Below are 22,632 nucleotides of genomic sequence, written 5' to 3'. Positions count from 1 at the left end.
GTGGCATTAAGGCGAATTTAATAAACAATTAATAAAAGGATATTTTATTTGTATGAGTAAAAACGTGTTTTTTAAAGGGTTTTGGATTTTATTTACGATATTTCATTTATATTTATTTGTTTATTTAATTTTTTTTAAGAAGCAAAAGGTTGATATTTCTAATAAAACTAATATTGCTTTATTTATTCCTGGTGTTATTTCAGGATCTCCATCTTATAAAGAAATGTATGATTCTTTGTTTGAATTTAAAAAAAAGCATGAAAGTCTTGAAATTAAAGTTTTAGAAGCTGGATTTAATCAAAGCGATTGGATAGAAATGCTTGAAAAACTATTAACCTCAAAAAAATATGATTTTTTAATAACTACAAATAATGCTATGCAAGACATTGTTGACAGTGTTTCAAGTAATTATCCCCATACCAAGTTTCTCATTTTTGATTCTTTGGTAAAAAATACCAACAAACAAGTTTATTCAGTTTCTTATAATGTTGCAGAAGAGGCATATATTCTAGGGTATTATGTGGGCCTTTTTTTAAAGGAATTTATTAAATCTGGCTTTGGGAATGCTGCTTTGATTGCAGGTCAAAATTATCCTGTCATGAGTGATTATATTTATCGTTATTTCAAAAAAGGCATTCTTGATACTGGCATGAGATCTGAGGTTTATTATCGAGTTTTGGGCAATTGGCATGATAGCAATTTAGCTAAATTGCTATCAGACTCTTTAATTAAAGATTCGGGGGCTTTGGTAATACTTCCTATTGTGGGGCCTGCTGTTGAAGGAGTGCTTTCTTCTGTTAGAGAGAGTAATGTTTTTGCGGTTCTTTTTGATAACGAAGATTATTTGGACAGTAAAGAAAATATTATTGGTTCAGGAATTACAAATCAAAAATATTATGTTTCATATATTTTAGATAAGGCCCTTAAGTCAGAGATTAACTATGGAAGTTCTGATATTTTTGGTATAAAGCATAAAGGAGTTTTATTTAATATTTCGAATGTTTTTTATTTAGAGGAAACCAGTCAAAAGTTAAAAGAAGATCTTTTAAAAAAAATAGAAGAGGTTAGTGAAAAGGGTATAAAAATTAATTTGGAACAAAATTAATGATAGAGTTTAAAAACATAGTTAAGTATTTCCCAGATATTGATAAACCTATTTTAGACAGTATTAATTTAAAAATTGGGGAAGTTAAAATTTTTACAGTAGTTGGTAAAAATGGAGAAGGAAAGAGTACCCTAGCCAAGATTATTGCTGGACTTATTGAATTTGATACTGGCGAAATATTGGTAAATGGCATTAAGCAAAAAACTTGGAATGTAGATAAAGCTCAAAATAACGGCATTTATCTTGTTTCTCAAGTTCCTAATTTGAAAATGAATTTAAGAGTATGGGAATATTTGAGTATATATTGGTTTGGTTATGCATTTTTCATGCCAATGAATAAATCTAAGACCTATAAATATTATAGATGGCTTATGCAATTTTATAAAATTTCTTTTGATTTAGATAAGAAAATTAAAGATTTAAATATTAAAGAGATTTATTTTCTACTTATTATTGCCGCTCTTAAAGAGAATGCAAAAATAATTATTTTTGATGAGAGTGCTGCTTATTTTTCTCAAAAAGAAGCGCAAGCTTTTATAAAATTGCTTGTATTGCTTAAGAAATCAGGAATTGCTTCTCTTTTTATTACCCATAGTGAAATTACAGATGCTGTAAAATTTAGCGACGAATTTATTGTTTTAAAAGATGGAAAGTGCTTTAGAACAATAAACAAGGAATCGATTTTAAGCAGGCTTGAATCCTCTAGTGATAAGATGTTTTTTGTAAATATTAATTTTAATAAGTTTGAAAAAGATCCTATTAAGTTCAATCTGTTTTTCGAAGATTTTTGGAAATATGATGTTAGCTTTTCTTTAAATAAAAGGGGTGTTTTAGGAATAATTGGTGAAGAAGCTATAATTAAAACTTGGGAAAAATTATTTTTAGGGGAGCTTGTTTTTGTTGGGTGTATAAAAATTGATGGTATTAGATATGAGCGAATAAATATTTTTGAGTGTAAAGCGGGGTTTTTACCTTTAGGTATTGGCAATTTATTCCCCGATAATAGCAGCATATTAGATAATTTTTTGGCTAAATTTATGAATTTTGAAAATAAAATTTTTATCAGGCAATCTTACATTAATCAGATTAAAGATTTTTTTAAAAAGAAAATGGAATTTTATAGTGAAGAGAAAATATATAAAATTCTTTATTCCAAATCTTTGGCATTTTCTGGAGGAACTTTGAAAAAATTTGCTCTTTACAGAGAGATGTATATTGCAAAAAGTTTTTTAATTTGTTTTTCTCCTTTGAGCAATTTAGATCACAAAGCTTATAATGAAATGTCTGTTGCTATTCGTAATTATTCAAAAGAAAAGCCAGTTCTTTTGATTACTTCAAATTTAGATGAATTATTTTTACTCTCTGATAACATTTTAGCAATGAAAATGGGAGAAGTTTTGTTAAACATATCTAGAGAAAAGATTAGTAAAGAAAAATTAAAGGAATTGCTATTTTTATGACCTTATTTAGAAATAGCTTTATGGCATTAATTTTTTCTTTTTCGATATTAAGTATTAGTTATTTTTTTGGTGATTTTTTCCAATTTTCTTATATTAAGATGATATCTTGGCGCTTTATTTTATTTTTAATCATGGCCACAGGCATTGCCACTTGTGCCAAGAGTAATTCATTAAATCTTGGCAATGAAGGTCAGGTTTATTTTGGGGCATTTTTCGTTTATATATTTTCAAGTTTTTTTGGATTTACCTATTTTAATTTTATATTTTGGATATTTTTAAGTTCTTTTTTTGTAGGACTTTTGGGGCTTATTCCCTTTTTTATTACTTTTTTTTTCGGATTAAATAGCGCTCTAACAGGTCTTTTAATATCTTATGGAAATCAAAGATTGGTAGATGGATTTATTTTGAATATGTTAAAGACAGGTAGTTTGTCGAATCAGACAAAAAGGATTAATAGTTTATTTGCTTTAGATTCATCACTTATTTACTTGGTTTTGTTTGGTGTGTCAGTTTGGCTTTTCTATGTTTTTATGCACAAAAAAACTATTTATGGGCTTCAGCTTGAAATATTAAGCAATAAAAAAAAGATAGATATTTTTTTTAATATAAATGAATTTAAATATAAATTTTTCGCTGTATTTGGCAGCGCTTTTTTAAATGGTCTTGCAGGTTCTATGTTTGTAGTGTTTTTTAAACCGTATTTGGTCTTAGGGCTAACCTCAGGACTTGGTTGGAGTAGCCTAATTGTTGCTGTAATTTCAGGATTTAATTATATTTATGTATTATTTTTTAGCCTATTGTTTTCAATATTAATCGAATTTAATAATTTTCTTAATATAAATTATGACTTTAAGTATGAATTTATTGGTCTTTGTCAATCTATTGCAATTTTTTTATCTTTGTTTTTGATTAAAGTTAGGAAAAAATAGATGTTTGGTATTTTTGAACAGGCTCTTGTATTTTCGTATTTAGCACTTGGAGTTCTTTATACAGAAAAAATAGGGCTTTTAAATGTATCTATTGAAGGCATTTCGTATCTTTCAATATTTTTAACGTCTTTTTTCATCTATTTGGGATATGGCATTTTTATGTCAACTATTTTCACTCTTTTTATTAGCTTTTTGTTTGGATTTTTTTTATCTTTTGTAGTAAAGAAAAATTATGATATTTTTATAGCAGGAATAGGCATTAATATTTTTTGTTATTTTTTGGTTGATTATTTGATGAAGAGTAATTTTAATTTTATTCCTGGTTTTACTTTAAATTTATCTGGAAATTTTGAGATTTTTGTTTTTATTGCTATTTTTTTTATTTTTTTATTTATTACTATTTATGTTATAAGTTATTCAAGAATTAGAGCAGTTTTTGAATTTATCTCTTCGGGTAATTATGAAGACATTTTGGGTGAGAAAATAAGCAATCTCTTTAAATCTTTTGCAATTTTTGTATCAATTTTCACGGCAAGTCTTGCCGGTTCATTTATTGCGGTAAGTCTTAATGCTTACTCTTATAATTTAGGATTAAACAATGGTTGGCTTGCTGTTTGCATTCTTTATATTGCATTTTCAAATCCTTTGTTAATTTTCCCAATTTCTTTTTTGATAGTTTTTTTTGAATATCAATTTTTTCGCACCCAAGAGTATGTAAATTCTTATTTTTCTCTTTCTTTTCAATTTTATGTAGCAATAATAATAAATATATTGGTTTCGTTGATTAAGAGAAAAGATAGACCTTAGTTTAAGTTCTGCATGTTGTGTTTTGAATTGTTTTTAGGGTGTTGATTTGTAGATATAATTCTTCTAATTTTTTTCTATTAAAATAATAGAAGGGTATTTGTTTTATTATTTCTAAATTATTTAAAAAAATTATAAACAATGTGTCGTCATTTAGTGCTAATTGAAACGTTGAGGATAATATTGTATTAAATGCTGCATTTTCATTGTTTATAAAATGATAAATACTTTTTTTAAAAAGGGCATCAATTGCTATAAATATATTTTCTCTGAACAATTCTTTACCGCTTTGGAAAAATTTAATTATGTAGTCCATTGAATTTTCAACTTCTCCTATTAAAAAGTAGGCCCAAGAGATATCTAAAAAGTTCTTTTTATCTTTAAAGTCTATTATTTTTAAGTAATCCTCAGATTTAATAATTGCTTTTTTCCAGTTTTTATTTAAATATTCTAATTCTGATAGCAAAAGATGAGCATCAACTTGATTTTGATCTATGTTAATTATTTTTTTTAGACTTACTATTGCTTTGTTATATTTTTTTAAATTTTTTAGCAACATTGATTTTTGATAAAGTTTTTCTATTATATATTTGCTTTCTTGTTCATTAAGTTTTAATCTTGATGTTATTGTAGCAGAGTAAATATTTGCTATTAGGCCATAAAAAAGTGCCATTATGATTGTTTTTCTCATTATATTCCTTCTTTTATTTGTTCAATAGTATCTATTAGTAGATTTTTATATTTATTTTTTAGCGGGTACAAATTGAGTTCGGTTTTAAATTCGTTTAAATATTTTAAGGCAACAATAGTTGAGTTTTTTATTGATTTTGATGAATTTATCATTTCCGTTAGTTTAAATATTTCTTTTCTTGCTTTAGTAGTTTTGGTATTTTTTATTTGATTAAATTTTGAAATAATTTTTGGTTCAAATTTTTTTTCTTGTAAAAAATAAATTATTGGCAAGCTTTTTTTCCCTTCAAGCAAATCATCTCCGAATTCTTTACCATTAATTTTATTTTTAATGTTTTTAATATCGTCTATTATTTGAAAATAAACACCAAGCTTTAAAAATGTACTGTAAATTTTTTTAGCTTTGTCTTCATTATTTGTAAGTATTGCAGCTAGAAAGCTAGCCATTCCAAAAAGTGAAGCTGTTTTTAATTCTACTAAAGAAATGTATTCTTTAATGCTTGGGATGTATGATTCATTGTGAAATTTAATATCAATTCCCTGTCCCAGGTGGAGATTTGAAAGAGTTGTAAAGAAATTTTCGTAAATTAGTAATTTTTGATTTTCTTTTAAATTTGATCTTTCTATTAATTTTGCAGGTAAAAAATAAATTAAATTGCCAGCATTTATGCTGTTATCTATTCCATAGATTAAATGTATTGCTGTTGTGCCTCGTCTTTTTAGCGAATTGTCTTCGATGTCATCAATAATCAAGCTTCCAGAATGAGGAAGTTCAAGCAGTAAACTTAATTTATAGATTAATTTAGCATTTTTTTCTTTTAACCCCAATGCATATGCCAAAAGAATCATTATCATTGGCCTTATTCGTTTTCCACCCCTATTAATAATTTCAATTGCTGGCGCTTTAATATAATCAAGGGTATTCTTTTTTATTTTAAGAGTAAATTTTAAATCGTTATCTTTGAATAAATTTAAAAAATTAGTTGTTGAAAAGATTTTATTAATATTTTTTTCAATATTTTTTAAAAATAGTTTATTTTGCATAATAAGAATTATAATGAAAAAGTATAATAAAGTGTATTAAAGGGATTGATGTGTATCGCTTGGATGATGAATATTCTAGAAAAGCTAAAAGAGAAGGATATTTGGCAAGGTCTGTATATAAGTTGATAGAAATTAATGAAAAATTTTCTTTATTTTCTTCTGGCAATGTTTTAGATATTGGCGCGTCACCCGGCAGCTTTTCTCAATATGCTTATAAAAAGCTTAAAAGAGGGGTTCTAGTATCTGTTGATATTAATGATATTGGTCTTAGATATGTTGATAATTTTTATTTTATAAAGGGAGATATATTTTCAGATGATACATTTTTTAAAATTAATACGTTTAGACCCTATAGTCTTGTAATTAGCGATGTGGCTCCAAAGACTACTGGAAATAGACTTGTAGATACCAGCAATTCTTTTAACTTAAGCATGAGAATAATAGATTTATCGCTTGAAGTTTTACTTAAAAAAGGAAATTTGCTTGTTAAAGTTTTTCAGGGAGGAGACGAGATGCAAATTTTTAAAAAATTTGAAAAATATTTTAAATTTGTAAAAAAAATTAGACCCAAGGCTGTAAGGAAAAATTCTTTTGAAATTTATTTTTTAGGTAAAAGTTTTGGCAAGTAGCAAGTTAATCAAATTGTTATAAACAAATTTAAAGGTAAAAATATGTTTAGAAAAGAAAGTTCTAAAGGCGCAAATTCACAGCTTCAAGTTGCAGGTTTTAAAATAGGAAAAGAAAGCTATGGGGTGTCGATAGAGCACATTAGAGAAATTATCAAAGTTCCATCAGAAGGAATTTATGCTATACCAAATGTTCCTGAATATATTATAGGTATTTATAATCTTAGAGGCAGTATTATTCCTTTAGTTAATTTAAATATTAAATTTGGGGTTCCTTCTATTTCAAAAACCGAAGAAGATATGCTTTTAACAGGATACTTAATAGTTAAGATTAAAAACAAACTTTTAGGCATTTTTGTTGATAGAGTTCTTAAAGTTATTAGCTTTGATGAATCTAGGGTTCAAGAACCTCCTGCTACTTTACAAACTTTAGATAGAAAATATATATCTGGAGTTGTAAAACTTGAAGAGACTGATAATCTTGAGAGTGAATATTTAGTATTAATTGATATCGCAAAAATTTTTGATAAATGCGAATTTGACGATATTCCTTATAAAGATCAGCATGAAGAATAAAGTTCTTATTTGCATTAATACCTTAAAGTCGGGAGCTAGTATTTTAGGCAATGATATTAAGGTTTATTTAGAAACCAAGCATTTTGTTGAGGCAGTTTTAATAGATGTTGGTGGACCTTTATTTACTTTTCCAAAAGAAAATTTTCTTTTTTTAATAACTTTAGGGGGGGATGGTACAGTTCTTTTAGCTGTTAATTTGCTTCTTGAAAATGAAAATATTGATATTCCAATTATTTCAATTAATATGGGCAAGGTGGGGTTTTTAGCAGATATTAAGATTGAGGATTTTAAAAAAGTCATAGATAGATTTTTTAATAATTCTTTTGTTATTAATAAAAAATTTTTACTCCATGTGATAATTTATCAGCAGGGTAAAGATTTAATTTCTAAATATGCTTTAAATGATATTATTATTCGATCGAGCGTTCTTAATAAGATGATTTATGTAGATCTTATGGTTAATTCTGAGAGTTTTTTATCATATAAAAGTGATGGGATAATTGTATCTACTCCAACAGGCTCAACAGGATATTCTTTTTCAGCAGGGGGCCCTATTTTAGAAGCAGATCTTGAGGGATTTTTACTTACTCCTATTTCTCCGCATTCTGTTTATAATCGTTCTTTTGTGTTTTCTAAATTAAGTAAACTTTCTATTTCTTTTTCAAAGGAATATTTTATATCATCAGCATCAATTTTTTTGGATGGAATTAATTTTGGTTCTTTCGGGGTTGATGTTGTTTTTGAATTTAAAATTTCTTCTCGAAGCTTGAATTTTGTCTCATTTTGTACGGATACGTTTGTTAAGAGATTAAAAAACAAATTGTTGTAAGTTCAATGTTTTTTTAAACAGTGTTCTTTTTAATAAAAGTTTTTCTTGGTTATGTTTAGTTTGATTTGATCTAATCGTTAATAAGGCTAGAGGGTTTTGCATGTTTTAAGACTTGGTAATTTTAAAAATTAATTAAAATTTTACATAATTTATTATAAGTATTTTAATGTTTTGTTTATTCGCAGAGTTAATGTTTCAAGGGTGTTTTTTATAAATTTATAACTTGTTAAAATATTTAATATGTTTTTTGCTAAAATCAATATATTGGATAGCTGATAAATCACCTTTGTATGAGTTAGGCAGGTGTTTATGGATTTAATTGATAATGAAAATTATAAAAAAATAGTATATATTAATAATCTTATTTTAAGGACTTTAAATGATATAGCAGCTATAAAAGAGACTGGCGAATTTACATCAAATGCTAAACTTTCATTTAATCTTGTTGATTTCAATTTAAATGTTTTAAGTTATATTTCTTCTTTAAATTATTTTTATACTAGGCCTAGATTGAAAGTGAATTATTCTATAAAAAAAATTTTGTCTGGATTGATTTCTGATTTTAGTTTAGTTATTAGTCCTGCTCTTAGCATTACCCCAAGGGAGTTAATTGAAATGCCCCAGGCTCTTAATTTAAATCCTGAAGAGAGATTTTTAATTGTTAAAAAACTAGGCTATTTAATTGATTTGGCTAAAATTTTTAGCAAAAAAGATTCTAAAACTCTTGTTTTTCTTGAGGATATGTATCTCAAATTTATTGTTTTTTCTAAAAATATTATTGATTTTAGAGATTTTTCTAAGAATTTAAAACTTGAGAGTCCTTATTATAAATTTCAATTTGAACACCTTGTTAAAGTGTTGGAACTTTTAGAAGAAGGGGCTTTTATTTTAAGGGGCAAATATGAGATTAGTGGATCTCATGAATTTGGACTACATTCTCTTGCGTATCTTGAAGCTGGAAGAGCTTTGGCTACTATAGCCTCTCAAAAAGAAGCTGCTGAAAAATTTTCAAGGTTTCATGGAGTTTGGTCTTCAAAGTTTAGTTCAGATTTAGTTAAAGTAAAATAGATAAATTAAGGTGGGGGGAAAGTAGTTACATTGAGTTTTAATGTAGAAGAGGGTACTATTAAGATCAAAAAATTAAAATTTTTTTTGATCTTAAGTTTGTTTTTATTATTTATAATTTTGATTGATTTTTTTATAAGATCTACTATGAATGTATCTAATTTTTATGATTTTAAGAATTTTAAAAATAAATCTGATTGTAGAAATATAAATTTGAGCAAGAATGTTTTTGTATCAAATAAGGTTTTAAGTCTTAATTTCAAGGAATCTTGTTATTCTCTTTTAAGTGATAACCTAATAAGCTACTCAGACTATTATTATGTGCTTTTTAATTCTGGGGAAGATTATTCTGTTTTTTCTGTTAAAAACAATAAATTTCTATTTACACTCAAGCTAAAGGATTTTGTTTTTGCGATAAATAATTTAATTTTTACTTTAAACAATTTATATAAAACTTTAGAGGTTTATGATTCTAGTGGGAATAATATACTAATGCTCAATTTTTTATCTTCAATTTTAAGTGTGGACTACAATAATGAAGTTTTGGTTTTGGGGCTTTCTAATGGCGAGATTCATATATACAAACAAGGTAAAATAATTTATATGGAAAATTTTTTAGAGAGAAAATTTCCAACATATTTTGTTAAATTAAGCTCTGATAATAAATATTTGGTCTCACTAAAAGGTAATTCTGAGTATTTTTTAGAAATAATTGATTTAGAGAATAATTATAAAAAAATTTTAGAATTAAACAATTTAACTATTAATAGTTTTGAGACTTTTATAAAAATAGATGATTATCATAATTTGTTTATTGAAGGCAAAAATTCACTTGTGGTGATAAATATTAAAAATGGTAGAATATTTAAAGTTGAAAATAAAAATTCTATTTTAAGAGCGTCATATAATTATTTTCAAAATGTTTATAGAGTGTATTTTTATTCTGAGAGTGAAAAAATTATTAATATAAAAACTTATTCTGCAAATTCTTTTAAATTGTTTGATAATATTTTTATTAAAGATGAAATAAGCTCTTTTGTTGAATTTGAAAAGGGACTTTTGTATTTTAATAATAATAATGATTTAAAATACTTGGGATTGGCGCAGTGATTTTAATTATTTTTATATTTTTCTTTAATATTTTGGATTTGTATTCATTTTTGGAATTTAGAAATGATGAAAAGTTTGCTTTAGTTAAAGATTTTGGTGTGTTGGATAATAATAAATTGAATATTGGAGTAAGATTAAGGCCCTTGGAAAAGGCCGTATCTGTTTTTTCCAATAATTATAAAATTTTATATTCAAAAAATAGTTTAAATAAGGATAGCAGTATTTTAATCATTTTTGATAATGATTTAAATTTGAATTTAGAGGTTTTTGGGGGGTTTTTTTATAAGCTTGGAAAGATTTTTTTAAAAGATGAAAATAGCGTTATTGATTTAGTAGTTAATGATCCTAGTACTAAAAAGATTGTCAATCCTTTGTTTGTTATCAAAAATTGGAACAATGTGGTTGCTGAGACAGTTTATACTTTAGGCGGGGTTTTTTTAAAGGGAAAGGGCGATGATGAAAGATTGGAATTGTCAAAAAACATAAATTTAAATGTCGATTCTGGTCAATACAGTCTTTTGTTATATTTTCATACACAAAAAGCAGAATCTTTTGAAAATTCTCTTAAAGGAATTTATTATTTTGAAGCTATTTTGAATAATAAAAACATTTTTCGTTCAGATTTTCAAAATATTTTTTTGATTAATAATACACATACTTTAGCTCAAGAGAAAAATTATGGATTAGATATTTTGAATATTAAAAAAAATGGGGGATGTCTTAAGATAAATGATCTTAATTTTATTAAGGGCAAGAATGAGCTTAAAATAAAATATGGCGATGTTTATGGAAATGAAAAAAAAATAATTTATAGGTTTAAATTAAATGAATAATAATGCTTTTCATTTCCCAGTACTTCTTGATGCAATTTGTAAGCTTATAGAAGATTTGCCCGTAAAAAGTGATTTAATATACATTGATTCTACCCTTGGAGAAGGTGTTCATGCAAAAGCGATTCTTGAGAAATATGACTTTTTAAGTTTGGTTGGAATTGAAAGAGATCCCCAAATTTTAGAAAGAGCAAAGCAGTTTCTTCTTGTTTTTGAAAAGAGAATTACATATTTTAATGATTGGTTTGATAATTTTTTTGTCAATTATCCTTTAAATGTTAAAGCCAATTTTATTTTAGTTGATCTTGGTATTTCTATGTTTCATTACAAGGGTAGTAAAAAAGGATTTTCTTTTCTTGAAGATGAACCTTTGGATATGAGACTTTGTTCTTCTTCTTGCAAAATTAGTGCAGCCGAGGTTGTAAACACTTTCAGTAAATATGACCTTGAAGCTTTAATTTATAATTTAAGCAATGAACATTATTCTAGAAGAATTTCTAAAGCTATTGTAGAATATAGAAAAGTTAAAAAAATACAAACCACAAAAGAGCTACAATCCATAATAAGCAAAGTTTATCCTTTTTCAAAAGTTAAAATAAATCCATCTACAAAAACTTTTCAAGCGTTAAGAATTTATGTAAATGATGAGCTTGCTAGGCTTAAAAGGAGCTTGCCTTTTTGGGTAGAAAATTTAGCCAAAGATGGAATTTTAGCTATTATTACGTTTCATTCAATAGAAGATCGTATTGTAAAAGATTTTTTTAGAAGTTTGAACTGTGATTTGTATGCTAAGATTTCAAAAAAGCCTATCATTCCAAGTTTTGATGAGATTAAAAAAAACAAACCCTCAAGGAGTGCAAAACTTAGAGTTGTAAAAAAATTATGAATAGCATAAGTAAGATTGAATTTAAAGTGTATTGTATTTTAATTTTGATACTAACAGTTATATTATGTTTTAATATTTACTTAAATTTCAGATATGTTGTAAAGCTTAGAGAATTTAATCACTTAGACAATGAACAGGAAACTATTATTGATGATAATTTAAGATTGCTGACAGTAATATATGAACTTGAAAATATCGATAGAATAGAGAGTTTTTGTTTTGGAGAATTAAATTTGGAAAAAAAAGCTAATGAAGATATAAATATTTTTGTTGAGTAAAAGATTTTAGAATGAGGTTTGAGTGCGTATAAAGATTAAGGATATTTTAATCTCTTCTAAAGATGTGAAATTTGTGGGGAATATAAAAAATATTGAAAGAGTGGTATCTTTTTACTCCTTAGATAGCCGAGAAATAAAGGATGATAATATCAGTGGTAGTCTTTATTTTGCATATAGGGGAAATAAAGTAGATGGATTTTCTTTTGTTAAATATTTAATTGATTTGGGTGTTAAATGTTTTGTATGTTCAAGAGATCATGAATCTGAGTGTGTTAAATATTTAAATGATAATGAAGGGTTAGTTTTTTTGCTTACAAGTAATGTAATAAAACTTCTTCAAACTTTAGCATCGTGTTTAATTGAAAAAACAAGCTTTAAAAGAATTGCTATTACAGGTAGCAATGGTAAAACTACAACTAAAGAGATGCTTTATAGTATACTTTCAAAAAAATTTAAAACTTACAAAACTTGGGGTAATTTAAATTCTGACATTGGGCTTCCTCTTAGTATTTTAAGGGTAGAGGGCAATGAAGAATATGCTGTTTTTGAAGTTGGAGTTAGTTATGTTGGAGAAATGGATCTTTTATCTCAAATTTTAAAACCAGAAATTGTTATTATTACGAATATAAGCTATGCACATATGCAAGCCTTCAAGGATTTGCAAGCTATTGCTTTTGAAAAGAGCAAAATAATTGGCAAAAACATTGAAATCTTTGTTGCAAATGAAATGAATGATTATTGTGGTTATCTTGAAAACAGAGCAAAAATCGCAAATCCAAATGTTAAAATCGTTTATTTTGATTTTGAAAATCTTAATATTAAATCATTTTCTTTTTTAGAAGGGAAATTTTCTTTTGATTTTGTTTACAAAGGGTTTGAATACTCTATTTTATTGCTAGGTAGGCATAATATTTTTAATGCAATAGGGTGCATTAATTTAGCTTTATTTTTAGGAATGAAAGAAAAAGAAATAAGAGAAGGGCTTATTGAAACTGCTTTTCAAAAGGGTAGGGCAGAAATTTTGACAAAAAATGGATATTTGATTTTAAATGATTCTTATAATGGCAATATGGGTTCTTTTATGGCCTTAAAAAATATGATTTTGGATCTTAATATCCAAAACAAAAAATTTATAGTTCTTGGGTCTTTTAAAGAGCTTGGGGGATTTGCATACAAAACGCATAAAGATTTAATTCAAGAGGCTATTTTAATGAATTTTGATAAAATTTTTCTAATAGGTGAAGAATTTTTAGATGTTAGGGATTCTGAGAATTTAGTTGAAAAGTGTTTATATTACTTTAGCGAGTTTGATAAATTTATTGATTTTTTTTTAAAAAGCTTGGAACCTTCAGTTTTTATTGTCATTAAAGGTTCAAGATTTAACAGACTTGAGAGAATTTTAAATTATATTTAGATGATAATGGGGTTTTTATGTTTTACCTTTTGGGTTTGCGCTTACTCAAATATATTACTTTTAGAATGGCTTATGCTACAATTTTTGCATTTTTACTTTCTTTGATTGTGGGCCCTTATATTATTTTAAGGTTAAAAAAATTAAGAGCCGATCAGATTTTAAGAGAAGATGGCCCTAAAAGACATTTGAGTGAAAAAGCAGGAATTCCTACTATGGGAGGCATTCTTATTTTTTTTTGTGTTTTTATCTCTTTAGTATTTTGGAGCAACATTTTAAATGTTTATTTTTTGATTATGGTTTTTGTTATGTTTGAGTTTGCTTTTTTGGGCTTTATAGATGATTTTTTGAAAATTAAAAAGAAAACCTCAGATGGACTTAAAGCTCGATTTAAGATTTATGGTCAAATAATATTTTCTTTTTTTTCTGTTGGCATTCTATATTATTTTGGTGGTGAGCATGTTAGTATAATCTACTTTCCTTTTATTAAGTCTTTTCAAATAGATTTGGGGATATTTTACATTCCTTTTGGCATGTTTATTTTAATTTCTGCTTCTAATTCTTTTAATTTAACAGATGGGCTTGATGGTCTTGCAATTGGTTTGAGCATAGTTATAACAGGAGCTCTAATAATAATTGCGTATCTTACAAGCAGAGCTGATTTTGCAGCTTATTTGCATATTCCAAATATTAAAGGTTCTGAAGAGCTTGTAATATTTCTTGGGGCATTGCTTGGGGGTAGTTTTGGATTTTTATGGTTTAATGCCTATCCTGCTAAAATTATGATGGGAGATACGGGTAGTTTGGCTCTGGGTGCCATTCTTGGAATGGCAGCTTTGATTTTAAAAAGTGAAATACTTTTTTCAATTCTTGCGGGTGTTTTTATTATTGAAACCATGTCTGTAATTATTCAAGTCCTTGTTTACAAAAAGACTAAAAAAAGAGTATTTAAAATGGCCCCACTTCACCATCATTTTGAAGAGCTTGGGTGGTCTGAAATGCAAGTTGTTATTAGATTTTGGATAATAGGGTTAATATTTGCTATAATTGCTTTAAGCACGATAAAAATCAGATAATTATATTATGGTTGTAGAGATAAATTCACTTAGGACATGCTATTTACTTGTTTTGCTACTATTAGTAGCCTATGGCCTTGTAGTTTTTTATACTTCTTCCTTTTTCTTAAGCTTAGAATTGACAGGTAATCCAAATTTTTTATTTTTTACAAGACTTAATTATCTTTTTTTAAGTTTTATAGTTTTTCTTGTTTTTGAGAGAATTTCTTTAAATTTTTTAAAAAAATCAATATTTCCTGTATTGGTTATAACTCTTTTTTTAATTATGGCAACTTTTTTATCCCCAAGTATTTCCGGAGCAAAGAGATGGATATTCCTTCAAGGTGTTAGTATTCAACCTTCTGAGATTTTTAAAATATCTTTTACTATTTATCTTTCAGCTTATTTGAGTAAGTTTGATCCAAGAAAAAACGGTGGTATTTCGTACTGGATAAAGCCAATGTTGATTTTTGCAATTTTTTGGGTGTTAATAATTTTGCAAAACGATTATTCAACAGCTATTTATTTTGCCACTCTTTTTTTTATTGTTTTGTTTGTTTCTAATATGGCATTTAGTTATGTTTTTGCTATTGTGATTACTTTTTTGCCAGTTTCTGCTATATTTTTGATGCTTGAGCCTTATAGAGTTTCTAGAATTTTTGCTTTTCTTAATCCTTACGACGATCCTTCTGGAAAAGGTTACCAGATAATAGCATCTCTTAATGCTTTAAAAAGTGGAGGAATTTTAGGTAAGGGGCTGGGAATGGGAGAGGTAAAACTTGGAAAATTGCCAGAGGCCAATTCGGATTTTATTTTTTCAGTTCTTGGAGAAGAATTGGGATTTTTAGGTGTTTTGTTTGCCATAAGCTTATTTTTTTTGTTTTTTTACTTTGGTTATTTTATAGCTATTCATTCTAATAGTAGGTTTAAATTTTTTATTGCATTTATTTCAAGTCTTGCAATTTTTCTTCAAAGCATAATGAATATTTTAATTGCAATTGGTCTTTTGCCTCCCACCGGGATAAATTTACCGTTTTTTTCGTCTGGGGGATCTTCTATTATTGTTACTATGGCGCTTTCTGGCCTTATTTCAAATGTTTCAAAAAATTTAAGTAATAATTGATTGGATTTTCCCAGCAGCGTAAATTGAGTTAGGTTATGATTTTTGAGAGAAAATTTTTAATTAAGTATATATATTTCTTGACGTCTTTAATTTTTTTTGAAATAATAATTATTATTTTTGCATCTCCTTATTTTTTGATTAGGTATATTAGTATCAATAATGATATTTCTCTTTCTAAAGAGGATATAATTAAGATTTCAGGAATCAAGCCCAATACATATTATCATAATGCTAATGTTAGAATATATGAGGAGAATCTTAAAAAAGATTTAAGGGTAAAAAATGTTAAGGTTGATCTTAAGTTTCCCAATAAAATTAATATTAAAATAGAGAAAAGAATACCCGTTGCTGTTGCTTTAGAAAACGCAAATGGTAGTGTTACTTATTATTGTATTGCATCAGATGGTGTAATTTTGGAAAAAAGTAAGCATTTAATTTATGATTTACCTATAATTAGCGGATTAGTTTTAAGTGACAATAATGTAGGAGATTTTCTAGAGGATAGAATGCTTAATATTGTAAGAGGCCTTGATTATCTTAAAATAAATCAGAAATATTTGTATAATTTAATATCAGAGGTCAATTTTTTAAAATTGAATTTCTATGATTATAATGTAATTTTGTATATTAAAAGTATATATAATAAAATATTGATAACAGTTGATATGGATTTAATGGATGTGATGCATAAAGTGTTTCTTGCAGTTAATTTACTTAAAGGAAAACCCGGCGTTATAGATTTAAGAAGTGGTGATATCATTTTGTTAGGAGAAAGTTAGTGTCTAGGAATTTGATAGTAGGTTTAGATGTTGGGACTTCAAAAATTTGTACTGTTGTTGCTGAGGTAAATTTAAATGATCAATTAGAAATTGTTGGAATAGGCACTAGTATATCAAGAGGAGTTAGGAAGGGAGTTTTAATAAATATTGAAGCGGCTCTTGATTCAATATCTAATTCTATTGAGGCTGCAGAGCTTATCTCGGGATGTGACATTGCGTCACTTTCAGTTTCTATGTCTGGAAGTAGTGTTGAGGGAACCAATTCACGCGGTGTTGTTGCAATAAATTCAAGAACAAGAGAGATTAACGAAGAAGATGTTGAAAGAGTAATCGAAGCAGCAAAGGCAATTGTTATTCCAATGGATAGAGAAATTCTTCATGTTATTCCCCAGGAATTTATTGTAGATGGAATACCCCATATAAAAAACCCAATAGACATGATGGGTATTCGTCTTGAAGGAGAAGTGCACATTATTACGGGTTCTAGTTCTTCTAGTCAAAATTTAGTCAGATGCGTAAATCGGGCTGGCTTTGCTGTTGATGAGGTTGTTCTTGGGAGTTTAGCTTCATCTTATGCAACTCTTTCTAAAGAAGAGCGCGAGATGGGTGTTTTGTTTATTGATATGGGCAAAGGGACAACAGATATTATTCTTTATATTGATGGCTCTCCTTATTATACAGGCGTAATTCCTATTGGTGTTAATAGAGTGACTCTTGATATTGCGCAAGTTTGGAAGGTTCCCGAAGATGTTGCTGAAAATATTAAAATAACAGCTGGCCTTGCTCATCCGTCTATTCTTGAGAGTCAAATGGAAACCGTAATTATTCCAAATCTTGGAACTCGACCTCCCCAAGAGAAAAGTAGAAAAGAGTTGTCTGTAATAATTAATTCAAGACTAAGAGAAATTTTTGAAATGATGAGAGCGGAAATACTTAGGCGCGGACTTTATAATAAAATTAATGGTGGGATAGTTTTAACAGGTGGAGGAGCTTTATTCCCAGGTATTTCTAATTTAATAGAAGAGGTGTTTAATTATCCTGCAAGAATAGGTTTACCAATGAGTATTAATGGAATTGGGGAAGAGCATATAGATCCCAAGTTTTCTTCAGCTCTTGGCCTTGTTCTTTATAAGCACGAGCAACAAAAATTCAATAAATTAAAGAAGGTAAGCAGTAAAGTTAAAAGAAAAAATAAAATATCTTCAAAGTTGAAAGGTTGGTTTTTGAAAGAATGGTTTTGACCAATCATGGAGGAAGCGTTAATGAAAGATTATAATATGATTGATAGCCATACAAGAAGATTTGATTCTACTACAAATCCTACAATTCTTAAGGTGATTGGTGCAGGCGGAGGAGGTAGTAATGCTGTTAATCGTATGATTGAATATGGGGTAAGAGATGTTGAATTTATTGTGGCCAATACCGATCTTCAGGCACTCCAAACTTCTATTGCTCCCATAAAAATTGCTCTTGGAGCAAAAGTTACAGCAGGACTTGGTGCTGGGGGAAAGCCTGAGATTGGGCAAGCTGCAGCAGAGGAAGACATAGATGTTATACGCAACCATCTTTCTGGTGCCGATATGGTGTTTATTACTGCTGGTATGGGAGGTGGGACAGGAACTGGAGCAGCTCCAGTTATTGCGCAAGTTGCAAAAGAGCTTGGTATTTTAACAGTTGGAGTTGTAACAAAGCCTTTTAAGTTTGAAGGTCCTAAGAAGCTGAGACTTGCTGAGCAAGGAATAAATAACTTAAGGAAGTCTGTAGATACATTGATTATTATTCCAAATCAAAAGCTTTTAACTGTTGTTGACAAAAGGACCACCATTAAAGATGCTTTCAAGCGTGCAGATGATGTTCTTAGAATGGGCGTTCAGGGCATTGCAGGGCTTATTATTGAGCATGGAGAGGTTAATATTGATTTTGCTGATGTTAAAAGCATTATGCAAGGTCAAGGCGATGCTTTAATGGGAATAGGATATGGCAAGGGTGAAAACAGAGCCGTTGATGCTGCAACTTCTGCTATTAGTAATCCACTGCTTGAAGAAGTTCGCATTGAAGGGTCTAAGGGACTTCTTGTTAATGTTACTGGTGGAGATGATTTTTCATTGCTCGAACTTGAAGAGATTATGGGAATAATCACGGTTAGTGTTGATGATGAGGCTACTGTAATATATGGTCATGCCATTAATTCAAATCTTGAAGATGAGATTTACGTTACAGTTGTTGCTACAGGTTTTGCATCTAAAAAGCAAAAAGAAATTTCAAGTGCACCAGAAAATAATACCCTAAGCTCTAAAGAGTTTGATACTTTAATGTCAGGCAATCAAAATATTCCTTCTGGATCTTATGAGCAACAAGATTCTTCTTTTGCGGCAAAAACCAAAAATGTTAATTATTTTGATGATGACATTGATGTTCCAACATTTCTTAGAAATTTAAATAAAAAAAGTAGCGATGATTAGATGAAAATTTTGTCGTTAATAATTTTTGTTAATTTATTTTTATCTTGTGGTAGTGAGTCTAAAGAAAAATCAAATCTTGGCCTTAGATTAAGAGAATTGGAAATTTCAGGCGGCGGATCTGAATCTAAGATTGAACTTTATAAAGAATTTATTAAAAAAGAAGATAAAAATATTTTAAAGATAGTTAATTCTATCGATAAGAAAGCCAGATTTTTTAATTTAATTGGTCTTGAATTTTTTAGGCTTGGTCAGTATGGACCTGCTATTGAATATTTTGCTAAAAATTTAGAAATCAATCTCAATAATTATTTATCTCACTTTTACATAGGTGTTGCTTCTTATAATTTAGCTAAAAATTTAAGAGTAAAGGATGAAGTTGAAAAATACATAATTCTTGCTGAAAATTCTTTTTTAAAATCACTTTCAATTAGAGATGATTTTAAAGATTCTCTTTTTGCCATTTCTAATATGTATGTATATGATCTTGACAAACAACTTGAAGCTAAAAATTATTTAAACAAACTTGATGATATGGGTGAGGACTATTTTGAGTTTTTCATGTTAAGGGGCGCAAATTATTATTCGCTAGGTGATCTTGGTAATGCTATATTGTTTTATGATAAAGCTAGTAAAAAGGCTTCAACTGAGGAGCAAAAAGAAAGTGTTTCTAGGATCATGAGTAATTTGAAGTAATTATTTATGATGAAATTGCTTTATATTGATAATTTGAAATTTTTAAAAGGCAAAGAAAAATTAAAACTTTTTAATAACTTTGATTTTAACGATGTTATTAAATTGACCCAAAGCGATATTGAGTCTTATCTTCTAAAATCATTTAGAAGATTGTTTAAATTGCCCGATTTAAAATTAGTAGAATTGCAAGAAAAAGTTATTCAAAGGACAAAGGCCAAAGTTGCTATTTTGGGATCTAAGTTTTATCCTAATAAGCTTAAAAGAATTTATGACCCTCCTTTTGCGATTTACTACAAAGGCAATTTGCCAAATTATTCTTCATTGTCTTGGGCCGTTGTTGGTTCTAGAAGAATTAGCAAAGCTCTTGCTGAGAGAACAAGAGAATTTTCTTCTCATCTTGCAAAAAATGGTGTTGAGGTTGTTTCTGGATTTGCAATTGGGGCTGATATTGAGGCCCATATAGCAGCAATAAATGAGAACAAGAGGACATTTGCCGTTATTCCAACAGATATTGATAATATTTATCCTAAGCAAAATCGAAAATATGTTTTTAAGCTTTTAGAACAAGGCGGAGGAATAATTACTGAGACTTTACCATTTGATAAAATTCAAAAGTATTTTTTTGCTAAAAGAAATAGATTGGTCTCGGGCCTCTCAGATGCTATTTTTATAACTTATGCGCCTTTAAAATCTGGAGCTTTAATTACGGCCGAACTTGGCCTTGACTTGGGACTTGACATTTATGTTTATGATTTAGATTTTTGTGGTGCTGGAGCCGTAAAATTGTATGGTTGTGGCGCGCAAGAGATAAAAACTGTTAAGGATCTTTATGATTTATTAAACATTAAATATGTAGATTCCAATAATATTGAAGATGATTCTAAAGAGTGTTGTGATTATAAAAATGTGTCTGATGTTCTTATTGGAGAGCTTTTAAAAGAGATATATAAATAGGGGGTAATATGGGCTTTAAAGGAACCACAGTTATTGCAATAAAAAAAAATGGTAAGACTGTGGTGGCAGCAGATGGACAAGTAACTTTTGGACATACTGTTTTAAAGAGTAATGCTGTTAAAATACGAAAATTGCTTAATGGGAAAATTTTGGCAGGATTTGCAGGGTCAACATCTGATGCAATTACTCTTTTTGAAAAATTTGAAGAAAAAATCAAGGCAAAAGGTGATGGTTTGATTGACATTAAAAGGGCAGCTGTTGAGCTTGCAAAAGATTGGCGTTCTGACAAAATACTTCATAAGCTTGAGGCTATGATGCTTGTTGCTGATTCTAACAATATTCTTTTGATTTCTGGCACCGGTGATGTTGTTGAGCCTGAAGAGGATGTTATTTCAATTGGCAGTGGTGGTAATTATGCATATTCAGCAGCGCTTGCTTACATGGAGAACAAAAAATTAAGTGCTTTTGAGGTTGCACTTAGATCTTTGAAAATAGCAGCAAGAGTGTGTATATATACTAATTCTAACATTGTGCTTGAGGAGATTGAAAATGAATAAATTAGAGGAGCACCACATAGTTCCCAAAGATGTAGTTGCAGAACTTGATAAATATATAATAGGTCAAGATGAAGCTAAAAAATTAGTATCAATTGCTCTTGTTAATAGATATATAAGGTCTAGACTTCCAAAAGAAATAAAAGATGAGGTAATGCCTAAAAACATTATTATGATTGGGTCAACTGGCATTGGAAAGACCGAGATTGCAAGAAGACTTTCTAAATTAATCAAAGCTCCTTTTATTAAAGTTGAAGCTACGAAATATACTGAGGTTGGTTATGTTGGCCGTGATGTTGAATCTATGGTTAGAGATTTAATGGGCATTGCAGTTAATATGGTAAAAGAAGAGATGTATAGCACTGTAAGAGATGATGCTTTAGTAAGAACAGAGGAGAGAATAGTTGAGAGTCTTTTTAAAGGATCTGGTAATTCTGAGAATATGGATCCAAATGAAATAAAGGCAGAAGAAAAGGTAAAAGAAAAACTTAGAAGAAAGCTTAGAGCAGGCGAGCTTGATAATACTACTATTGAAATACAAATTTCTAGTAAAATGCCATTTTCCACAATAGAAATATTTACGGGCGGTAATTTTGAAGAGATCGATATGGGAATTGGTGGTTTGCTGGGGAATATATTTGATAGAAAAAAGAAAAGAGAATTGAAGATTAAAAAGGCAAAAGAGATAATATTAGCAGAAGAGCTTGAAAAATTGGTCGATCACGAAAACATTTCAGATATTGCAAAATCTAAAGTTGAAAATATGGGAATTATTTTTATTGATGAGATTGATAAAATAGCTGCTAAGAATAGAAGTGGCAATGATGTGTCCAGAGAAGGTGTTCAAAGAGATATTTTGCCAATTATTGAAGGTTCTAAAGTTAATACAAAATACGGAATAGTTGATACTTCTCATATTTTATTTATTGCAGCAGGAGCATTTAATTTGGCCAAGCCTTCTGATTTAATACCCGAGCTTCAAGGAAGATTTCCGATTAAGGTTGAACTTAAGAGCCTAAGCATAGACGATTTAAAAAAAATTTTAAAACAAACAAAAAATTCTTTAATAAAACAATATGTTGCTATGTTTAAGGTTTATAACTTAGATTTAAAGTTTAGCGAAGAGGCTATAGATAGAATTGCAGAGCTTACTTTTAATATGAATCTTGAGAATGAAAATCTTGGTGCCAGAAGACTTCACGGTGTAATGGAAAGAGTGCTTGCAGATCTTTTTTTTGAAGTGCCTGGTAGTAAGTTGAAAAAATTTGAAATAAACTTGGACTATGTTAATAAAAAAATACAAATTAGCGAACAAAAAGATTTAAATTATTATATAATTTAGTTAAAAGCAATTTTAAACAGAGGAGGG

24 protein-coding genes are annotated in these 22,632 nt (G+C 28.3%); 22 read left to right on the top strand and 2 right to left on the bottom strand.

Annotation, left to right across the window (positions count from 1 at the left end; all coding sequences use genetic code 11):
* Nucleotides 1–52 precede the first annotated feature (52 nt).
* The 4 genes from BBIDN127_RS01570 to BBIDN127_RS01555 are packed head-to-tail and all read left to right on the top strand — an operon-like array spanning nucleotide 53 to nucleotide 4,301.
* Nucleotides 53–1,105: a BMP family ABC transporter substrate-binding protein gene (locus tag BBIDN127_RS01570; RefSeq protein ID WP_014023562.1), complete on the top strand. Its 1,053-nt coding sequence runs from the start codon at nucleotides 53–55 to the stop codon at nucleotides 1,103–1,105.
* Nucleotides 1,105–2,565, top strand: a complete 1,461-nt coding sequence (locus BBIDN127_RS01565) for an ATP-binding cassette domain-containing protein (RefSeq protein WP_014023561.1) — start codon at nucleotides 1,105–1,107, stop codon at nucleotides 2,563–2,565. Before BBIDN127_RS01570 ends, BBIDN127_RS01565 begins: the two co-directional genes overlap by 1 nt.
* Nucleotides 2,562–3,494 carry an ABC transporter permease gene (locus BBIDN127_RS01560; protein ID WP_014023560.1) on the top strand — a complete coding sequence of 311 codons (933 nt, stop codon included), beginning with the start codon at nucleotides 2,562–2,564 and terminating at the stop codon, nucleotides 3,492–3,494. Before BBIDN127_RS01565 ends, BBIDN127_RS01560 begins: the two co-directional genes overlap by 4 nt.
* Entirely contained in the window at nucleotides 3,495–4,301 is an 807-nt protein-coding gene (locus BBIDN127_RS01555) for an ABC transporter permease (protein WP_014023559.1), read from the top strand.
* 1 nt (nucleotide 4,302) lies between these two features.
* Here the strand turns inward: BBIDN127_RS01555 and BBIDN127_RS01550 are convergent, their stop codons facing one another.
* Together BBIDN127_RS01550 and BBIDN127_RS01545 are read right to left on the bottom strand one after the other, a co-directional pair.
* On the bottom strand, nucleotides 4,303–4,989 hold the full coding sequence (locus BBIDN127_RS01550; protein ID WP_014023558.1) for a tetratricopeptide repeat protein: 687 nt from the start codon (nucleotides 4,987–4,989) through the stop codon (nucleotides 4,303–4,305).
* A complete protein-coding gene (locus BBIDN127_RS01545) occupies nucleotides 4,989–6,032 on the bottom strand; it encodes a polyprenyl synthetase family protein (protein ID WP_014023557.1) in 1,044 nt (347 codons plus the stop codon). The genes BBIDN127_RS01550 and BBIDN127_RS01545 overlap by 1 nt, the downstream gene beginning before the upstream one ends.
* A 50-nt stretch (nucleotides 6,033–6,082) precedes the next feature.
* On the opposite strand from BBIDN127_RS01545, the gene BBIDN127_RS01540 reads away from it, so the two are divergent.
* From BBIDN127_RS01540 to hslU, 18 genes are all read left to right on the top strand, one after another.
* Nucleotides 6,083–6,661, top strand: coding sequence for an SAM-dependent methyltransferase (locus BBIDN127_RS01540; protein WP_014023556.1), 579 nt, complete (start codon nucleotides 6,083–6,085; stop codon nucleotides 6,659–6,661).
* Between the two features lie 42 nt (nucleotides 6,662–6,703).
* A complete protein-coding gene (locus BBIDN127_RS01535; protein ID WP_014023555.1) occupies nucleotides 6,704–7,234 on the top strand; it encodes a chemotaxis protein CheW in 531 nt (176 codons plus the stop codon).
* Nucleotides 7,224–8,063 carry an NAD(+)/NADH kinase gene (locus BBIDN127_RS01530; protein ID WP_014023554.1) on the top strand — a complete coding sequence of 280 codons (840 nt, stop codon included), beginning with the start codon at nucleotides 7,224–7,226 and terminating at the stop codon, nucleotides 8,061–8,063. Before BBIDN127_RS01535 ends, BBIDN127_RS01530 begins: the two co-directional genes overlap by 11 nt.
* 309 nt (nucleotides 8,064–8,372) lie before the next feature.
* Nucleotides 8,373–9,131 carry a hypothetical protein gene (locus BBIDN127_RS01525; protein WP_014023553.1) on the top strand — a complete coding sequence of 253 codons (759 nt, stop codon included), beginning with the start codon at nucleotides 8,373–8,375 and terminating at the stop codon, nucleotides 9,129–9,131.
* Between the two features lie 30 nt (nucleotides 9,132–9,161).
* Nucleotides 9,162–10,238: a hypothetical protein gene (locus BBIDN127_RS01520; RefSeq protein ID WP_014023552.1), complete on the top strand. Its 1,077-nt coding sequence runs from the start codon at nucleotides 9,162–9,164 to the stop codon at nucleotides 10,236–10,238.
* On the top strand, nucleotides 10,235–11,071 hold the full coding sequence (locus tag BBIDN127_RS01515) for a hypothetical protein (protein ID WP_044054948.1): 837 nt from the start codon (nucleotides 10,235–10,237) through the stop codon (nucleotides 11,069–11,071). The genes BBIDN127_RS01520 and BBIDN127_RS01515 overlap by 4 nt, the downstream gene beginning before the upstream one ends.
* On the top strand, nucleotides 11,064–11,954 hold the full coding sequence (gene rsmH, locus BBIDN127_RS01510; protein ID WP_014023550.1) for a 16S rRNA (cytosine(1402)-N(4))-methyltransferase RsmH: 891 nt from the start codon (nucleotides 11,064–11,066) through the stop codon (nucleotides 11,952–11,954). The genes BBIDN127_RS01515 and rsmH overlap by 8 nt, the downstream gene beginning before the upstream one ends.
* Nucleotides 11,951–12,232 carry a hypothetical protein gene (locus tag BBIDN127_RS01505; protein WP_014023549.1) on the top strand — a complete coding sequence of 94 codons (282 nt, stop codon included), beginning with the start codon at nucleotides 11,951–11,953 and terminating at the stop codon, nucleotides 12,230–12,232. The genes rsmH and BBIDN127_RS01505 overlap by 4 nt, the downstream gene beginning before the upstream one ends.
* Before the next feature lie 22 nt (nucleotides 12,233–12,254).
* Nucleotides 12,255–13,646, top strand: coding sequence for a UDP-N-acetylmuramoyl-tripeptide--D-alanyl-D-alanine ligase (locus BBIDN127_RS01500; protein ID WP_014023548.1), 1,392 nt, complete (start codon nucleotides 12,255–12,257; stop codon nucleotides 13,644–13,646).
* 17 nt (nucleotides 13,647–13,663) lie between these two features.
* A complete protein-coding gene (mraY, locus tag BBIDN127_RS01495; protein WP_014023547.1) occupies nucleotides 13,664–14,719 on the top strand; it encodes a phospho-N-acetylmuramoyl-pentapeptide-transferase in 1,056 nt (351 codons plus the stop codon).
* A 7-nt stretch (nucleotides 14,720–14,726) separates the two neighbouring features.
* Nucleotides 14,727–15,821, top strand: coding sequence for a putative lipid II flippase FtsW (gene ftsW / locus BBIDN127_RS01490; RefSeq protein ID WP_014023546.1), 1,095 nt, complete (start codon nucleotides 14,727–14,729; stop codon nucleotides 15,819–15,821).
* A gap of 35 nt (nucleotides 15,822–15,856) precedes the next feature.
* The gene (locus BBIDN127_RS01485; protein WP_014023545.1) at nucleotides 15,857–16,600 is read left to right on the top strand and encodes a cell division protein FtsQ/DivIB; all 744 of its coding nucleotides are present in this window, start codon (nucleotides 15,857–15,859) and stop codon (nucleotides 16,598–16,600) included.
* Entirely contained in the window at nucleotides 16,600–17,841 is a 1,242-nt protein-coding gene (gene ftsA / locus BBIDN127_RS01480) for a cell division protein FtsA (protein ID WP_044054947.1), read from the top strand. Before BBIDN127_RS01485 ends, ftsA begins: the two co-directional genes overlap by 1 nt.
* A 21-nt stretch (nucleotides 17,842–17,862) precedes the next feature.
* Nucleotides 17,863–19,062, top strand: a complete 1,200-nt coding sequence (gene ftsZ, locus BBIDN127_RS01475) for a cell division protein FtsZ (protein WP_014023543.1) — start codon at nucleotides 17,863–17,865, stop codon at nucleotides 19,060–19,062.
* On the top strand, nucleotides 19,063–19,755 hold the full coding sequence (locus BBIDN127_RS01470; protein WP_014023542.1) for a tetratricopeptide repeat protein: 693 nt from the start codon (nucleotides 19,063–19,065) through the stop codon (nucleotides 19,753–19,755). It abuts the gene before it with no gap.
* 9 nt (nucleotides 19,756–19,764) lie between these two features.
* On the top strand, nucleotides 19,765–20,709 hold the full coding sequence (gene dprA / locus BBIDN127_RS01465) for a DNA-processing protein DprA (protein ID WP_014023541.1): 945 nt from the start codon (nucleotides 19,765–19,767) through the stop codon (nucleotides 20,707–20,709).
* A gap of 8 nt (nucleotides 20,710–20,717) precedes the next feature.
* Nucleotides 20,718–21,266: an ATP-dependent protease subunit HslV gene (hslV, locus tag BBIDN127_RS01460; protein WP_014023540.1), complete on the top strand. Its 549-nt coding sequence runs from the start codon at nucleotides 20,718–20,720 to the stop codon at nucleotides 21,264–21,266.
* Nucleotides 21,259–22,605 carry an HslU--HslV peptidase ATPase subunit gene (hslU, locus tag BBIDN127_RS01455; protein WP_014023539.1) on the top strand — a complete coding sequence of 449 codons (1,347 nt, stop codon included), beginning with the start codon at nucleotides 21,259–21,261 and terminating at the stop codon, nucleotides 22,603–22,605. The genes hslV and hslU overlap by 8 nt, the downstream gene beginning before the upstream one ends.
* Nucleotides 22,606–22,632 lie beyond the last annotated feature (27 nt).

This window comes from Borreliella bissettiae DN127 (assembly GCF_000222305.1).
Classification (GTDB): Bacteria; Spirochaetota; Spirochaetia; order Borreliales; family Borreliaceae; genus Borreliella; species Borreliella carolinensis.
Note: the sequence above shows the minus strand (reverse complement) of the source record. Positions and strands in the feature narration are given on the sequence as shown.

What these genes read in the sequence shown, in the direction of transcription:
- BBIDN127_RS01570 (WP_014023562.1), top strand. Translation starts at nt 53, where the DNA reads ATGAGTAAAAACGTGTTTTTTAAAGGGTTTTGGATTTTATTTACGATA.
- BBIDN127_RS01565 (WP_014023561.1), top strand. Translation starts at nt 1,105, where the DNA reads ATGATAGAGTTTAAAAACATAGTTAAGTATTTCCCAGATATTGATAAA.
- BBIDN127_RS01560 (WP_014023560.1), top strand. Translation starts at nt 2,562, where the DNA reads ATGACCTTATTTAGAAATAGCTTTATGGCATTAATTTTTTCTTTTTCG.
- BBIDN127_RS01555 (WP_014023559.1), top strand. Translation starts at nt 3,495, where the DNA reads ATGTTTGGTATTTTTGAACAGGCTCTTGTATTTTCGTATTTAGCACTT.
- BBIDN127_RS01550 (WP_014023558.1), bottom strand. Translation starts at nt 4,989, where the DNA reads ATGAGAAAAACAATCATAATGGCACTTTTTTATGGCCTAATAGCAAAT.
- BBIDN127_RS01545 (WP_014023557.1), bottom strand. Translation starts at nt 6,032, where the DNA reads ATGCAAAATAAACTATTTTTAAAAAATATTGAAAAAAATATTAATAAA.
- BBIDN127_RS01535 (WP_014023555.1), top strand. Translation starts at nt 6,704, where the DNA reads ATGTTTAGAAAAGAAAGTTCTAAAGGCGCAAATTCACAGCTTCAAGTT.
- BBIDN127_RS01530 (WP_014023554.1), top strand. Translation starts at nt 7,224, where the DNA reads ATGAAGAATAAAGTTCTTATTTGCATTAATACCTTAAAGTCGGGAGCT.
- BBIDN127_RS01525 (WP_014023553.1), top strand. Translation starts at nt 8,373, where the DNA reads ATGGATTTAATTGATAATGAAAATTATAAAAAAATAGTATATATTAAT.
- rsmH (WP_014023550.1), top strand. Translation starts at nt 11,064, where the DNA reads ATGAATAATAATGCTTTTCATTTCCCAGTACTTCTTGATGCAATTTGT.
- BBIDN127_RS01505 (WP_014023549.1), top strand. Translation starts at nt 11,951, where the DNA reads ATGAATAGCATAAGTAAGATTGAATTTAAAGTGTATTGTATTTTAATT.
- mraY (WP_014023547.1), top strand. Translation starts at nt 13,664, where the DNA reads ATGTTTTACCTTTTGGGTTTGCGCTTACTCAAATATATTACTTTTAGA.
- ftsW (WP_014023546.1), top strand. Translation starts at nt 14,727, where the DNA reads ATGGTTGTAGAGATAAATTCACTTAGGACATGCTATTTACTTGTTTTG.
- BBIDN127_RS01485 (WP_014023545.1), top strand. Translation starts at nt 15,857, where the DNA reads ATGATTTTTGAGAGAAAATTTTTAATTAAGTATATATATTTCTTGACG.
- ftsZ (WP_014023543.1), top strand. Translation starts at nt 17,863, where the DNA reads ATGAAAGATTATAATATGATTGATAGCCATACAAGAAGATTTGATTCT.
- BBIDN127_RS01470 (WP_014023542.1), top strand. Translation starts at nt 19,063, where the DNA reads ATGAAAATTTTGTCGTTAATAATTTTTGTTAATTTATTTTTATCTTGT.
- dprA (WP_014023541.1), top strand. Translation starts at nt 19,765, where the DNA reads ATGAAATTGCTTTATATTGATAATTTGAAATTTTTAAAAGGCAAAGAA.
- hslV (WP_014023540.1), top strand. Translation starts at nt 20,718, where the DNA reads ATGGGCTTTAAAGGAACCACAGTTATTGCAATAAAAAAAAATGGTAAG.
- hslU (WP_014023539.1), top strand. Translation starts at nt 21,259, where the DNA reads ATGAATAAATTAGAGGAGCACCACATAGTTCCCAAAGATGTAGTTGCA.